The sequence below is a fragment of the Streptomyces sp. NPDC102258 genome (assembly GCF_055584685.1).
Genome location: NZ_JBVJLO010000031.1, coordinates 1 through 13,779, shown reverse-complemented (window position 1 = coordinate 13,779; position 13,779 = coordinate 1). Strand labels below are relative to the sequence as shown.

Sequence of the window (13,779 nt, the reverse complement as noted above, 5' to 3'; positions counted from 1 at the left end):
GCCTCGGCCGGTGCGGGGGGCGAGGGGGAGAGACCTGTTCATCAGGGGATCGGGAGTCCCTGGATAAGCCGGCCGGCCTCCCGCACCCTGGAAAGGTGAACCGAGCCGAACTCGCCGACTTCCTGCGCCACGCCCGCGCCCGCCTGAACCCCTCCGACGTGGGGCTCACGGCCGGCACCCGGCGCCGTACGCCGGGGCTGCGCCGCGAGGAGGTGGCCCAGCTGGCCGGCATGTCGGTGGACTACTACACACGGCTGGAACAGTCCCGGGGCCCGCGCCCGTCCCGCCAGATGCTCACGGCGCTGGCCCGGGCGCTGCGGCTGACGGAGGACGAACGCGACCACCTCTTCCACCTCACCGGTGAGCAGCCGCCACGCCGGGAGGCGACCAGCACGCACGTGCGTCCGGGCCTGCTCCTGGTGCTGGACCGGCTGCACGACACCCCGGCGATGGTGGTGACCGACTGCGGCGAGGTCCTGGCCCAGAACGCGCTGTCGCGGGCGCTGAGCGGAGACGTCCTCGCCCGCCCGCCCCGAGGGCGCAACATGATCCGCCGCTTCTTCCTGGACCCGGCGGCCCGGGAACTGTTCCCGCCCGAGGACCGCCCGGAGCGCGCCCGCGAGCAGGTGGCCGGCCTGCGAGCGGTGTCCTCGGCCCGCCCCGCGGACCCCGAACCCGCCGCTCTCATCGCCGAACTACGCGCCACGAGCGAGGAGTTCGCCCACCTCTGGGACGAACACGAGGTGGCCGTACGCCGCGCCTCCACGAAGCGCTTCCGACACCCGGCGATCGGCATTCTCGAACTCGACTGCGAAGTCCTCGTCAACTCCGACCACAACCAGCAGCTCGTCATCCACACGGCCCGCCCGGGCACGGAATCGTACGAGCGCTTGCAGTTGCTGCGGGTGGTGGGCATGCAGGACCTGACGCCGACGGGCTCCTGACCGCGTACCCACCGCCTCTGACGCGAGCTCGGCCTCTTCCTCGCCCGTTGCGACCTGGACCGTCTGCCGCCCGTCAGCGCGCTTCAGGGGTGGGGCAGGGTGGTGAGGCGGTGGAGGGCGGTGGCGGAGGGGGTGTGGGGGGTGGGGGACAGGATCAGGAGTTCCAGGCCTGGTTCGTGGGGGAGGGCGAAGTTCTCGTGGTGTAGTTCCAGCGGGCCGACCAGGGGGTGGCGGTACCGTTTGGGGCCGTGGGTACGGGCGCGTACGTCGGCGCGGGCCCAGAGGCGGCGGAAGCGTTCGCTGCCCATGGCCAGTTCGCCGATCAGGGAGGTCAGGCGGGGGTCTTCGGGGTACTTGCCGGCGGACAGGCGCAGGTGCCCCACCACGTCGCGGGTGCATGTCTCCCAGTTCGCGTAGAGGCCTCGTTCGGCTTCCTCCAGGAAGATGTGCCGGGCGGTGTTCAGGCCCGGTATCGGCCGGCCGTAGAGGAGTCCGGCGAGGCGGTTGCCGGCGAGGGCGTCCAGGCGGTGGTTCATGATCAGCGCGGGGGCGTCGGTGACCAGGTCGAGGACGCGCAGCAGTTCCGGCCGGACGCGTCCGCCCGGTGTCTTCGCGCGGCGGCGGCGCTGGCGGGCGAGCCGGTCGAGGTGCCCGCGTTCGGTCTCGTCCAGGGCGAGGGTGCGGGCGAGGGCGTCGAGGACCTGTTCGGAGGGCTGGGTCGCGCGGCCCTGTTCCAGGCGTACGTAGTAGTCGACGCTGACGCCCGACAGGTGGGCGACCTCTTCGCGGCGCAGCCCCTCGACCCGGCGGCGGCTGTCGGCGGGGATGCCGACGGATGCGGGGTCGACGCGGGAGCGCCGGGTCCGCAGGAAGCCGGCAAGATCGTCCATGGCTCCAGTATCGCCCCGGTGGCGCCGGTGATCGCCTCGGTGAGGCCCGTGAGGGTGGCCCTGTCAGGACCAGGAAGTCCGGTCCGACGGAAGGAGCGTCCCTGAACGCTTCGGCGCCGGACGGTCAGGATCGGGGCAGTCGATTTTTTGGGAGTGATCGTGAAGACGCTGATCGTCCATGCCCACCCGGAGCCGAAGTCGCTCAACAGCTCGCTGAAGGACCTCGCGGTGTCCACGTTGGAGGCTGCCGGGCACGAGGTGCGGGTGAGTGATCTGTACGCGATGGGCTGGAAGGCGGTGGTGGACGCCGCGGACTACGGCCCCGAGGCGTCGAGTCCGCTGCGGGTCGCGGCGGATTCGGGGCGCGCCTTCGTCGCCGGGACGCTCACGCCGGACGTCCGCGCGGAGCAGGAGAAGCTGCTGTGGGCCGACACGGTCGTCTTCCAGTTCCCGCTGTGGTGGTACTCGATGCCCGCGATCCTCAAGGGCTGGGTGGACCGGGTGTTCACGTACCGCTTCGCGTACGGCGTCGGCGAGCACAGCGAGACCGCGTACGGGGAGCGCTTCGGCGAAGGGACCCTGGCGGGCCGGAAGGCCGTTCTGTCGGTGACCGTCGGCGGTCCGGAGCCGCATTACGCCGCTCGTGGGATCAACGGGCCGATCGATGATCTGCTGTTCCCGGTGCACCACGGCATCCTCTTCTACCCGGGCATCGAGGTGCTGCCGCCGTTCGTGGTGTACGGGGCGGACCGGATGACCGGGGAGGAGTACGCGGTCGCCGCCAAGGCCTGGGAGGAGCGGCTGCTCACCTTGGAGTCGACGGAGCCGATCGCGTTCCGGCGGCAGAACTTCGGGGACTACGAGATCCCCTCGCTGCGTCTGAAGGAGGGGCTGGAGCCCGCGGGGCGGACGGGGTTCGGGTTGCACGTGCGCGGCTGAGGGGCCGAGGGAGGGGCGTGTGAGGCCGGCTCAGGTGGTGGTGGTCGGCCGGGGGGGGTCGGCGGACTTGCACTTCGGCGGGGTCCAGGGGCTGGTCATCACCGGCCCCGGGACCGAGCCGGAGCCGGTCCTCAACCGGCCCCAGGCGCTGCTGGTGTGGCCGGACGGGTACGTGGCCTGGGCGGCGGGGTGCGCGTTCAGCCGGTGGGCTCCGTGGGGGTGTCGGGCTTCGTGTAGAGGATGTCGCGGGCCTGTTCCGCGGCGCGGGCGATGCTCTCGCTGACGAAGTCGAGGAAGCGGGAGATGTTCTCCAGGCGGGTGCCGGCCGGAGTGGCGGGGCCGAGGACGGCGGCGCCCTGACGGGTGGTCTCGACGATCTGGGCGGTGGAACGGGCGCTGGCCATCATCGACTGGTACCAGATGTCGTCGTCCACGACGTAGCGCTCGCGGCGGCGTTCGTCGCGTTCGCGGCGGATGAAGGCCTGTTCGTCCAGGAAGGCGACCGCCTTGGAGATGGAGGCCGGGCTGACCTGGAGACGCTCGACGAGTTCGGCCGCGGTGAGGCTGCCGGTGTCGGCGAGGGTGAGGCTGGCGAGGACCCGGGCCATCATCTTGGGCATGCCCGAGGCCATGACGGCGGTGGTGAACGTCTCCTCGTACTCGCGCACGGCCTCCGGGTCGCGCCCGTAGGCCCGTTCGGGCGTGTGCGGTCCGCGGGGGGCGGCCTTGCGCCGCTGGGCGCGGCGTTCCGTGGCGCGGTGGGCGAGGTCGGCGCGGTAGGCGGTGGGGCCGCCGTTGCGCATGACTTCGCGGGTGATCGTCGAGGTCGGGCGGTCGAGGCGTCGGGCGACCTCCGCGTAGGCGAGGCCGTCGGCCAGTCCCAGCGCGATCTGCTGACGTTCCTGCTGGGTGAGTCTGCCTCCCGGCATCGGCGTCTCCTTCGTGGTGCGTGGTGCGTGGTCGTGGTTCGTCGGCCGGGGGCGGGCCGTGGGACGTGGGCCCGAGCATAGCGTTCAGTTGCAATCCATTGCAACGGAGGGTGAGGTTCTGTTGCGTTAGATGGGAGGTCGTTGCAATGAAATTGCGGCTACTAGCTGGGGTTATTGGGTTTTGACGCAACGAGGCTGTTGCGGGGAGCGTGAACGCAACGTAGCGTTTTATGCATCGGAAACAGCGAGTCGCAGGAGAGAAACGATGCAGAAGTACGACACCCCCGCCCCCGTCTCCGTCATCCTGGACGTCCCCGCCGGGAACATCCGCTTCCTCGCCGCCGACCGGGTGGACACCGTGGTCGAGGTCCGCCCCGCGAACGCGTCGAAGAGCCGGGACGTGAAGGCGGCGGAGCAGACCACGGTCGCCTGCGCCGACGGCGTCCTGCGGATCAGCGCCGCCCCGGCCAGGCACCAGCTGCTCGGCCCGTCCGGGTGCGTCGAAGTGACGGTCCAGCTGCCGGCCGGATCGCGGGTGGAGGCGAAGACCGCCGCCGGGGAGCTGCGGGGCGTGGGCCGACTGGGCGAGGTCGTCTTCGAAGCGGCGCAAGGTTCGGTGAAGCTCGACGAGACCGCCGGGGCGCGCCTGGTCCTGATGGCCGGTGACGTGTCGGTGGGCCGGCTCGGCGGTTCGGCTGAGATCAGCACCCAGAAGGGCGACATCAGCGTCACGGAGGCCCTGGGCGGCAAGGTCGTCCTGACCACGCAGGCCGGTGACCTGAGCATCGGCGCCGCTCGCGGGGTGTCCGCCTCCCTGGACGCCGGGACCGGCTCCGGCCGTATCCACAACAGCCTGACCAACGCCGACGGCGCCGACGCCGTCCTCGTCGTCCACGCGACCACCGGCTACGGCGACATCACCGCCCGCGGCCTGTGAGCGAGAAGGAGCCCCCTCGCATGAGCGACCTGGCCATCGCCGCGCACGGACTGCGCAAGTCCTACGGCGACAAGACCGTCCTCGACGGCATCGACCTGGCGGTCCCCGCCGGCACGGTGTTCGCGCTGCTCGGCCCGAACGGTGCCGGGAAGACCACCGCGGTCAAGATCCTCTCCACCCTCGTCGGCGCCGACGCCGGTGAGATCCGCGTCGGCGGCCACGACGTCGGAGCGGACCCGCAGGCCGTCCGTTCCGTGATCGGTGTCACCGGGCAGTTCTCCGCCGTCGACGCTCTGATCACCGGCGAGGAGAACATGCTCCTCATGGCCGACCTGCACCACCTGACCAAGGCCGAGGGACGGCGGGTCGCCGCCGAACTCCTGGAGCGCTTCGACCTGGTGGAGGCCGCGAAGAAGCCCGCGTCCACGTACTCGGGCGGGATGAAGCGGCGCCTCGATATCGCCATGACCCTGGTCGGGAACCCGCGGATCATCTTCCTGGACGAGCCGACCACCGGCCTGGACCCCCGCTCCCGGCACACCATGTGGCAGATCGTCCGCCGCCTGGTGAACGACGGCGTCACCGTCTTCCTCACCACCCAGTACCTGGAGGAGGCCGACGAACTCGCCGACCGCATCGCCGTGCTCCACGACGGCGGGATCGCGGCCGAGGGCACCGCCGCTGAACTCAAGCGCCTGGTCCCCGGCGGCCATGTCCGGCTGCGCTTCACCGATCCGGTCGTCTACCGCTCCGCCCTCCTCGCCCTGGACGGGGCGGCCGGCGACGACGAGGCGCTGGCGGTGCGGATCGCCGGCGACGGCAGCCAGCGCCACCTGCGCGCCGTCCTGGACCGGCTCGACGCGGCCGGCATCGAGGCGGACGAACTGACCGTGCACACCCCCGACCTCGACGACGTCTTCTTCGCCCTCACCGGCGACGGCGCCCGGGTCCCCAGCCAGTCCGGTCAGTCCGGTCAGGCCCGTCAGTCCCGTCAGTCCGAGGAGAACGTCCGATGAGTTCCCTGTCCCTCGCCGTGCGCGATTCGTCCACGATGCTGCGCCGCAACCTCCTGCACGCGCGCCGCTACCCCTCCCTCACGCTGAACCTGCTGCTCACCCCGATCATGCTGCTCCTGCTCTTCGTCTACATCTTCGGAGACACCATGAGCGCGGGGATCACGGGCGGAGCCCCCGACCGCTCGGCGTACATCGCCTACCTCGTGCCCGGTCTGCTCCTCATGACCATCGGCAGCACCACGATCGGCACCGCGGTCTCCGTCTCGAACGACATGAGCGAAGGCATCATCGCCCGCTTCCGCACCATGGCCATCCACCGTCCCTCGGTGCTCGTCGGGCACGTCGTCGGCAGCGTCCTGCGGTCGGTCGTCAGCGTGGTCCTGGTCGGCGCGGTCGGTGTGGCCATCGGCTTCCGCTCCACGGACGCCACCGCCCTGGAGTGGCTGGCGGCCCTCGGGCTGCTCGTCCTGTTCGCCCTGGCGTTCACCTGGATCGCCGTCGGCATGGGTCTGGTCAGCCCGACGGCGGAGGCGGCGAGCAACAACGCCATGCCGCTCATCCTGCTGCCGCTGCTGTCCAGCGCCTTCACACCCACCGCGTCGATGCCCGGCTGGTTCCAGCCGATCGCCGCGTACCAGCCCTTCACGCCGGCCATCGAGACCCTGCGCGGTCTGTTGCTCGGCAGTGAGATCGGCGCCAACGGATGGCTCGCCGTCGGCTGGTGCGTGGGGCTCACGGTGCTCGGCTACTTCTGGTCCGCCGCCAGGTTCGCTCAGGACCCGCGGTAGGCGGCGGGCTCCGGCCGGTCCCCGGCCGGCTCCGGTCGGTCCCCGGCGGGCTCCGGTCGGTCCCCGGCGGATCGCGAGGCGGCCTTGAGCGGGCCACCAGCGCGGGCGCGCATGCTCCCACAGCAGGGACCGAACGATGTTCGAGCAGGCGCCGCACGGACGGTCCCGCCCCGCAGTACCCCCGTCCACCGAACCCCCGGGTGTCGCCTTCATGATCGAGAACCTCCTCACCACGCCGCGGAGTGGCCACCACACCCTCGGCCCGCGCCCCGACCCGCACCTCGGCCGGTACGCCGCGCGCACGGCCGGTATGACGGCCTCGGAGATCAGGGCGCTGTTCGCGGTCGCCAGCAGACCGGAGGTGGTCTCGCTGGCCGGCGGCATGCCGAACCTGGCGGCGCTGCCGCTGGAGACGCTCTCGGAGCAGGTCGCGTCGATCGTCGCGCAGGAGGGGCTGACGGCCCTGCAGTACGCGTCGGCGCACGGGCTGCCGCTGCTGCGGGAGCAGATCTGCGACGTGATGGCGCTGGAGGGCATCACGGCCCGTCCGGACGACGTGGTGGTGACGGTGGGCTCGCAGATGGGCCTGGACCTGGTGGCCCGGCTGTTCTGCGACCCGGGTGACGTGGTGGTGGCCGAGGGACCCTCGTACGTCGGTGCGCTGGGCTCGTTCGCCGCGTACCAGGCGCAGGTCGTGCACGTGGAGATGGACGAGCACGGCCTGGTGCCGGAGGGGCTGCGGGCGGCGCTGCGGCGGGCCGCGCAGACGGGTCGGCGGGTGAAGCTGCTGTACACGATCCCGAACTTCCACAACCCGGCCGGTGTGACGCTGGCGGTGGAGCGGCGGGCGGAGATCCTGGAGATCTGCCGCGCGTACGACGTGCTGGTGGTCGAGGACAACCCGTACGGTCTGCTCGGCTTCGACGGGCAGACGTATCCGGCGCTGCGCTCCCTGGACCCGGAGAACGTGGTGTACCTGGGCTCGTTCTCGAAGACGTTCGCCTCCGGGCTGCGGGTCGGCTGGGTGCTGGCGCCGCCCGCGGTGCGGGAGAAGCTGGTGCTGGCCACGGAGTCGGCGACGCTGTGTCCGCCGACGCTCAACCAGATGATGGTCTCGCGCTACCTGGCCACGCAGGACTGGCAGGGGCAGATCAAGACGTTCCGGGAGAACTACCGGGAGCGGCGCGACGCGATGCTGTCCGCGCTGGAGGAGTACCTGCCGCCGGGGTGTACGTGGACGAAGCCGGACGGCGGGTTCTACGTGTGGGTGACGGTGCCGGAGGGCGTGGACACGAAAGCGATGCTGCCGCGCGCGGTGGACGCCGAGGTGGCGTACGCGTCGGGGACCGGCTTCTACACGGACGGGTCCGGGCGGCGCCGGATGCGGTTGTCCTACTGCTATCCGACGCCGGAGCGGATCCGTGAGGGCGTCCGGCGGCTGGCGGGGGTGCTGGAGTCCGAGCTGGAGCTCGCGCACGCCTTCGCCGGCGGAGGCGGGGGCGGCGCGCATGCCTTGGAGCGCGTGGGCGGGTAAGGGGCCGGCGCTTATGGCGCTCCTATACTTCGGCGGATGGAAGAGATGACGGTACGGCGTGCCACCGGGCAGGACGCCGAAGTTCTCACCGCGTTGGTGCGGGAGTCGAGCGCCTACCGGGGGCAGTACGCCGCGATGATCGCCGGATACCGGGTCACGGCGGAGTACATCGAGCGCCACCGGGTCTTCGCGGCGGTCGACGGGTCCGGGCAGGTGACGGGTTTCTACTCCCTGGTGCTGGAACCCGCCGAGCTGGACCTGGCGTTCGTCTCGGACGGGGCGCAGGGGAAGGGCGTCGGCCGGCTCCTGGTGGAGCACATGACAGGCCAGGCCAGAGTGGCGGGCCTGACCGAGGTGCGGGTCGTCGCGCACCCCCCGGCCGAGCGGTTCTACCGGCGGCTGGGCGCCGTGCCGGTGGGGATGGTTCCGCCTTCGCCGCCGAAGGTGACCTGGGAGCGTCCGGAGTTGCGCTTCGTGCTGGGGGGCGGCCGGGCCTGAGCCCGGAGCTGCGCTTCGTCCGGGGCGGTCACGCCCGAAGCCGGAGCTGCGCTTCGTCGTGGCGGGCTGCCCCGTCCGGGGCGGGGGTTCAGACGCCGGTGGTGCCGTCGATGCCTTCGCGGAGGAAGTCGGCGTGGCCGTTGTGGCGGGCGTATTCGTGGATCATGTGGAGCATCACCCAGCGCAGCGAGGCGTCGAAGCCGCGGCGGCGTTCCCGGACGACCAGGTCGAGGGAGGGCGCCCGTTCCTCGATGCGGCGGGCGTGGCCGATCTCGGCCCGCCAGGCGTCGAACGCTGTCGCCGCGTCCGCGTCGGCGGCCTCGTACGCCGCCTGGAAGTCGAAGTCCTCGGACCACACCAGCGGGACGTCCTCGCCGTCGACCACCCGCCGGAACCAGTTCCGTTCGACTTCGGCCATGTGCCGGACCACGCCCAGCAGGCTGAGGGTGGAGGGCGGCATGGAGCGGGTGCGGAGCTGGTCGTCGGTCAGGCCGGCGCACTTGACTTCCAGGGTCTGCCGGTGGAAGTCCAGGTGGGCGCGGAGCATCTGCCGCTCGTCGGCGACGGTGGGCGGGGAGAGGCGTTCGATGGTCACGGCCCCGATCCTCTCAGCTGGGTTCGGGCGGCGGTGCGGGGGGTCTCGGGGAGGGGCCGGTTCAGCCGTGGGCGGCGGGGCGGGTGGCCTTGCCGTCCAGCCAGAGGGTGTCGGAGGCGTCGCGGTGGGAGCCCGTCGTGCCGACGTGCTTCGCGTCGATCTTCGCCCCGTGCTTGAGGACGTGGACCAGGGCCATGCCGTGGCCCCGCCCCAGGCCGTAGTCCTCCTTCAGCCACGCGAGGACGGTTCCCGCCTTGGTGGACGGGTCGGCGTAACCGCGCTCGCCGGCGAGGGCGACGAGCCGGCGGGGCGTCAGGCCCGTCTTGGTCTCGATGGTGTCGAGGTACGCCTGGAACGACATCTGTTCTCCCGGTGGGTGGTGCGTGGGTGGGTGGTGGGTGGGGCGCGGCGCGGTGTGCGTCCGGAGGGTGGACCTCGGGCGGCGCGGAAACTCATCGGTCACCCCGGAGATCTTTTCGGTGCGGGTGGTCTCTAGGCTGCTGCGGTGGGGGGTGTGCCGATGCGGAAGATGACCGCGTTCGGGTGGGTCGCGGGTGTCGTGGTTCTGGGCGGCGTCGTCGCCGGGGCGCAGGTCTTCGGGGGTTACCGGGTGCAGGCCGGGCCCTTCGCGGGCGGCGCGGCCTGTGCGGAGGCCGTCGCCGGGCTGCCCGGGCGGCTGGCGGGGCGGGAGCGGGACTCCGTCACGGGGGCGGGTGCGGCGGGGTGGGGCGACGGCGCCATCGTGCTGCGGTGCGGTGTGGAGCCGCCCGCCCCGACCATCGACAGCTGTGTGAACGTCAACGGCTTCGACTGGGTCCTCGACGACGAACGGGCCGAGCGGCGCGGGGAATGGGTGTTCACGACGTACGGGCGCGAGACGGCGGTGACGGTCGCGTTCAAGGGCGGGCAGGTGGCGGGTGACGCCCTGGTGGTGCTGAGCGGAAGTCTGCGGCATCTGGCGCAGCGGTCCCGGTGCCTGGGAGTGGACGACGTGGCAATCGGGTGACAGCCCGCCACGAGCGGGGCACGGGGGCGTTAGCAGGGGGACTTCCCCAATCGGGGCCCGTTATCCCTCAAGCGAAGGACTGCTGGAGAATGCTGAAGAAGATCATGACCGCTGCCGCGGTCTCCGCCGTTGCCGTCGGCGCGGGCGCGGCCATTGCGACTCCGGCCATGGCCATCGGCAATGACAACGGGATCAACACCGTCAACGGCAACGGTGCCCAGCAGATCTACGGCAACCAGAAGACCGCCGGTGACCTGAGCCCGCAGCTCGGCCTGGTCCAGGGCACCCTGAACAAGCCCTGCATCGGCCTGCCGGTCAAGGTCAACGCGCAGTCGCTGGTGGCGCTGGTCAACGTCGGCGTCCAGGACATCAACGTCCTGTCCAACCCGCAGAACCAGCAGTGCACCGAGAACTCCACCCAGGCCAAGGGCGACGAGCCGCTCTCCCACATCCTGGACAACATCCCGGTCCTCTCCGGCAACCTCTCCGCCAACAGCTGACCGGCCGGGAGGGCCGGCCGAGGGCGTCCGCACGAGCGCCCTCGGCCGGCCCTTCCGCATGTCCGGGGCCGGGTGAACTCGTTGGACAGCCGCCTCCTCTCCCCCAGATGATCTGATGGTCAGATGATCAAGGTGACGTGGATGGTCCGGATGGTCTGGTCCGGCCCGTCCGGCCCGTCACCGGACGAGGGAGAGAGAACGACGATGGACTCCGACGCGCTTGTGAGCGGAACCCTGAAGGTGCCCGGCGCCACCCTGCGCTACGAGCGGCGCGGCAGTGGCCCGGTGCTGCTGCTGATACCCGGGGGCGGAGCCGACGCCGCGCTGTACGCGGCCGTCGCGCCCGGCCTCGCGGCGGCCGGGTACACCGTCGTCTCCTTCGATCCGCGCGGCCAGTCGCGCAGTCCCCTCGACGGGCCGCCCGTCGACCAGCGGGCGGCGGACTGGGCCGACGACGCGTACCGCCTGCTGGAGCTGGTCTCCCCGGACGAGGCGGCGTACGTCCTCGGGTGCAGCGCGGGGGCGATCGCCGCGATCGAGCTGGTGGCCCGTCACCCGGAGCGGGTGCGCCGGGTGGTGGCGCACGAGCCGCCGCTGGTGGAGGTGCTGGAGGACCCGGCGCCGTACCGGGAACTCTTCGCGGAGGTCCGTACGCTGCTGCGCGCGCAGGGCGCGGGGGCGGCGATGGCGCGTCTCGGCGAGGGGCTGGGCGGCGGCCCGGACGAGGAAGCCTCTCCTGCCGAACTGCCGCCCGAGGTGCGGGAGATGACGCCGCGCATGTATGCCAACGTGCCCGCGTTCCTGGAGCACGTGCTGTGCCAGTTCACCTCCACCGAGCCGGACCTGGCGGCTCTGCGGCGGGCGGCCGGGCGGCTGGTGACGGCCGCCGGGCGGGACTCGCGGGAGCAGCCCGCGCTGTCGGGTCCGGCGCGGCGGCTGGCCGGGCTGACCGGGGCCGCCTTCGCGGAGTTCCCGGGCGGGCACCTGGCCTGTACGGAACGGCCGCGGGAGTTCGCGGCGCGGCTGTTGGAGGTTCTCGCGGACTGATGTCCCCTTCCGGCGTGTCAGCGGGGGACGGTCCAGGTGTCCTGGCCGGTGAGGAGGGTGGCGAGGTCGCCCTTGCCGTGGAGGTCGATGGCGGTGTCGAGCTGGTCTGACATGAGGGTGTCGTAGACGGGGCGGTTCGTGGTGGCGCGGAAGACGCCTATGGGGGTGTGGTGGAGGGTGTCGGGGTCCGCGAGGCGGGAGAGGGCGAAGGCGGTGGTGGGGGAGGCGGTGTGCGCGTCGTGGACGAGGATCCGGTGCTCGTTGTCCGGGGTGACCGTCACGACGTCCAGGTCGCCGGTGTGGGGGTCGCGGAGGACGCCCTTGGTGTGGTCGGGGCCGAAGCGGATGGGCTTGCCGTGTGCGAGGCGGATGACGGCTTCCTGGGCCTGTTCCTGGTCCTTGAGGATCTCGAAGGCGCCGTCGTTGAAGATGTTGCAGTTCTGGTAGATCTCGACCAGGGCGGTGCCGGGGTGGTCGGCTGCGGCGCGCAGGACTTCGGTGAGGTGTTTGCGGTCGGAGTCGATGGTGCGGGCGACGAAGCTCGCTTCGGCCCCGAGGGCGAGGGAGACGGGGTTGAAGGGGGCGTCGAGGGAGCCCATCGGGGTGGACTTGGTGATCTTGCCGAGTTCGGAGGTGGGGGAGTACTGGCCCTTGGTCAGGCCGTAGATCCGGTTGTTGAAGAGCAGGATCTTGAGGTTGACGTTGCGGCGCAGGGCGTGGATGAGGTGGTTGCCGCCGATGGAGAGGGCGTCTCCGTCGCCGGTGACGACCCAGACGGAGAGGTCGCGGCGGGAGGTGGCCAGGCCGGTGGCGATGGCGGGGGCGCGGCCGTGGATGGAGTGCATCCCATAGGTGTTCATGTAGTAGGGGAAGCGGGAGGAGCAGCCGATCCCGGAGACGAAGACGATGTTCTCCCTGGCCAGTCCCAGCTCCGGCATGAAGCCCTGGACGGCGGCGAGGACCGCGTAGTCACCGCAGCCCGGGCACCAGCGGACCTCCTGGTCCGACTTGAAGTCCTTGGCCGCGAGCGCCGCCTCCGCCCGGGGGATCAGGCTCAGTGCCTCAGTCATCGTTGGCCTCCTTGAGGACCGCGGCGAGCTGCTCCGCCTTGAAGGGCATGCCGTTGACCTGGGTGTGGGAACGGGCGTCCACCAGGTACCGGGCGCGCAGCAGGGTGGCGAGCTGGCCGAGGTTCATCTCGGGGACGACCACGCGCTCGTAGCGGGCGAGGACGGCGCCCAGGTTCCGGGGGAAGGGGTTGAGGTGGCGCAGGTGGGCCTGGGCGATGGCCGTGCCCTCGGCGCGCAGGCGGCGGACGGCGGCGGTGATGGGGCCGTAGGTGGAGCCCCAGCCCAGGACCAGGGTGCGGGCTTCGCCGGTGGGGTCGTCGACGTCCAGGTCGGGGACCTCGATGCCGTCGACCTTGGCCTGGCGGGTGCGGACCATGAGGTCGTGGTTGGCGGGGTCGTAGGAGATGTTGCCCGTGCCGTCCTGCTTCTCGATGCCGCCGATACGGTGTTCCAGGCCGGGAGTGCCGGGCACTGCCCAGGGGCGGGCGAGGGTCTCCGGGTCGCGTTTGTACGGCCAGAACACCTCCGTCCCGTCGGGCAGGGTGTGGTTCGGCCCCATGGCGAAGCGGGTGCGCAGGTCGGGCAGTTCGTCGGGGCGGGGCACCCGCCAGGGTTCGGAGCCGTTGGCCAGGTAGCCGTCGGAGAGCAGGAACACCGGGGTGCGGTAGGTCAGCGCGATCCGGACCGCTTCCAGCGTCGCGTCGAAGCAGTCGGCTGCGGTGCGGGGGGCGACGATCGGGACGGGGGCCTCGCCGTTGCGCCCGTACATCGCCTGGAGGAGGTCGGCCTGCTCGGTCTTGGTCGGCAGACCGGTCGAGGGACCGCCGCGCTGGATGTCCACGATCAGCAGCGGCAGCTCCAGCGACACCGCCAGCCCGATCGTCTCCGACTTCAAAGCCACACCCGGCCCCGACGTCGTCGTCACCCCCAGCGCCCCGCCGAAGGCCGCCCCCAGCGCGGCGCCGATGCCGGCGATCTCGTCCTCCGCCTGGAACGTCCGCACACCGAAGTTCTTGTGCCGGCTCAGCTCATGCAGGATGTCCGACGCCGGAGTGATCGGATACGAGCCCAGGTAGAGCGGCAGCT

General features: G+C 71.6%; 15 protein-coding genes and 1 pseudogene. 10 read left to right on the top strand and 6 right to left on the bottom strand.

What is annotated here, in order from left to right; translation table 11 throughout:
* Positions 1-95: 95 nt before the first annotated feature.
* A complete protein-coding gene (locus ACZ6ZT_RS32670; RefSeq protein WP_469723910.1) occupies positions 96-944 on the top strand; it encodes a helix-turn-helix transcriptional regulator in 849 nt (282 codons plus the stop codon).
* 83 nt (positions 945-1,027) lie between these two features.
* Here the strand turns inward: ACZ6ZT_RS32670 and ACZ6ZT_RS32665 are convergent, their stop codons facing one another.
* Entirely contained in the window at positions 1,028-1,834 is an 807-nt protein-coding gene (locus ACZ6ZT_RS32665) for a helix-turn-helix transcriptional regulator (RefSeq protein WP_469723908.1), read from the bottom strand.
* Between the two features lie 159 nt (positions 1,835-1,993).
* Here ACZ6ZT_RS32665 and ACZ6ZT_RS32660 point away from each other — a divergent pair, with 159 nt between their 5' ends.
* The gene (locus tag ACZ6ZT_RS32660; protein ID WP_469723907.1) at positions 1,994-2,773 is read left to right on the top strand and encodes an NAD(P)H-dependent oxidoreductase; all 780 of its coding nucleotides are present in this window, start codon (positions 1,994-1,996) and stop codon (positions 2,771-2,773) included.
* A 197-nt stretch (positions 2,774-2,970) separates the two neighbouring features.
* On the opposite strand, the gene ACZ6ZT_RS32655 is transcribed toward ACZ6ZT_RS32660, so the two are convergent.
* A complete protein-coding gene (locus ACZ6ZT_RS32655; RefSeq protein WP_469723905.1) occupies positions 2,971-3,702 on the bottom strand; it encodes a helix-turn-helix domain-containing protein in 732 nt (243 codons plus the stop codon).
* A 265-nt stretch (positions 3,703-3,967) separates the two neighbouring features.
* Here ACZ6ZT_RS32655 and ACZ6ZT_RS32650 point away from each other — a divergent pair, with 265 nt between their 5' ends.
* From ACZ6ZT_RS32650 to ACZ6ZT_RS32630, 5 genes are all read left to right on the top strand, one after another.
* Positions 3,968-4,639, top strand: coding sequence for a DUF4097 family beta strand repeat-containing protein (locus tag ACZ6ZT_RS32650; RefSeq protein ID WP_469723904.1), 672 nt, complete (start codon positions 3,968-3,970; stop codon positions 4,637-4,639).
* A gap of 20 nt (positions 4,640-4,659) precedes the next feature.
* The gene (locus tag ACZ6ZT_RS32645) at positions 4,660-5,655 is read left to right on the top strand and encodes an ATP-binding cassette domain-containing protein (protein WP_469723903.1); all 996 of its coding nucleotides are present in this window, start codon (positions 4,660-4,662) and stop codon (positions 5,653-5,655) included.
* Positions 5,652-6,443 (top strand): ABC transporter permease, encoded by a 792-nt coding sequence (locus ACZ6ZT_RS32640; RefSeq protein WP_469723901.1) that lies wholly within the window; start codon positions 5,652-5,654, stop codon positions 6,441-6,443. The genes ACZ6ZT_RS32645 and ACZ6ZT_RS32640 overlap by 4 nt, the downstream gene beginning before the upstream one ends.
* Positions 6,444-6,654: 211 nt before the next feature.
* On the top strand, positions 6,655-7,977 hold the full coding sequence (locus ACZ6ZT_RS32635; RefSeq protein ID WP_469723900.1) for an aminotransferase-like domain-containing protein: 1,323 nt from the start codon (positions 6,655-6,657) through the stop codon (positions 7,975-7,977).
* A 36-nt stretch (positions 7,978-8,013) separates the two neighbouring features.
* Positions 8,014-8,475, top strand: coding sequence for a GNAT family N-acetyltransferase (locus ACZ6ZT_RS32630; RefSeq protein ID WP_469723899.1), 462 nt, complete (start codon positions 8,014-8,016; stop codon positions 8,473-8,475).
* Positions 8,476-8,563: 88 nt separating this feature from the next.
* Here ACZ6ZT_RS32630 and ACZ6ZT_RS32625 read toward each other — a convergent pair whose 3' ends face one another.
* Positions 8,564-9,070, bottom strand: coding sequence for a DinB family protein (locus tag ACZ6ZT_RS32625; RefSeq protein ID WP_469723897.1), 507 nt, complete (start codon positions 9,068-9,070; stop codon positions 8,564-8,566).
* Between the two features lie 61 nt (positions 9,071-9,131).
* Positions 9,132-9,431 (bottom strand): DUF4287 domain-containing protein, encoded by a 300-nt coding sequence (locus ACZ6ZT_RS32620; RefSeq protein WP_469723896.1) that lies wholly within the window; start codon positions 9,429-9,431, stop codon positions 9,132-9,134.
* A 159-nt stretch (positions 9,432-9,590) separates the two neighbouring features.
* Here ACZ6ZT_RS32620 and ACZ6ZT_RS32615 point away from each other — a divergent pair, with 159 nt between their 5' ends.
* The 3 genes from ACZ6ZT_RS32615 to ACZ6ZT_RS32605 all read left to right on the top strand — a co-directional run bounded on the left by ACZ6ZT_RS32615 (position 9,591) and on the right by ACZ6ZT_RS32605 (position 11,623).
* Entirely contained in the window at positions 9,591-10,076 is a 486-nt protein-coding gene (locus tag ACZ6ZT_RS32615) for a DUF3515 family protein (protein WP_469723895.1), read from the top strand.
* 89 nt (positions 10,077-10,165) lie between these two features.
* Positions 10,166-10,576 carry a rodlin gene (locus tag ACZ6ZT_RS32610; protein ID WP_469723893.1) on the top strand — a complete coding sequence of 137 codons (411 nt, stop codon included), beginning with the start codon at positions 10,166-10,168 and terminating at the stop codon, positions 10,574-10,576.
* A gap of 123 nt (positions 10,577-10,699) precedes the next feature.
* Complete coding sequence (locus ACZ6ZT_RS32605; protein ID WP_469723891.1) at positions 10,700-11,623, top strand: alpha/beta fold hydrolase; 924 nt, start codon at positions 10,700-10,702, stop codon at positions 11,621-11,623.
* 17 nt (positions 11,624-11,640) lie between these two features.
* Here ACZ6ZT_RS32605 and ACZ6ZT_RS32600 read toward each other — a convergent pair whose 3' ends face one another.
* Together ACZ6ZT_RS32600 and ACZ6ZT_RS32595 are read right to left on the bottom strand one after the other, a co-directional pair.
* Complete coding sequence (locus ACZ6ZT_RS32600; protein WP_469723890.1) at positions 11,641-12,693, bottom strand: 2-oxoacid:ferredoxin oxidoreductase subunit beta; 1,053 nt, start codon at positions 12,691-12,693, stop codon at positions 11,641-11,643.
* A pseudogene (locus tag ACZ6ZT_RS32595) lies at positions 12,686-13,779 on the bottom strand (2-oxoacid:acceptor oxidoreductase subunit alpha); the annotation flags it as partial. The gene ACZ6ZT_RS32600 and the pseudogene ACZ6ZT_RS32595, both read right to left, overlap by 8 nt.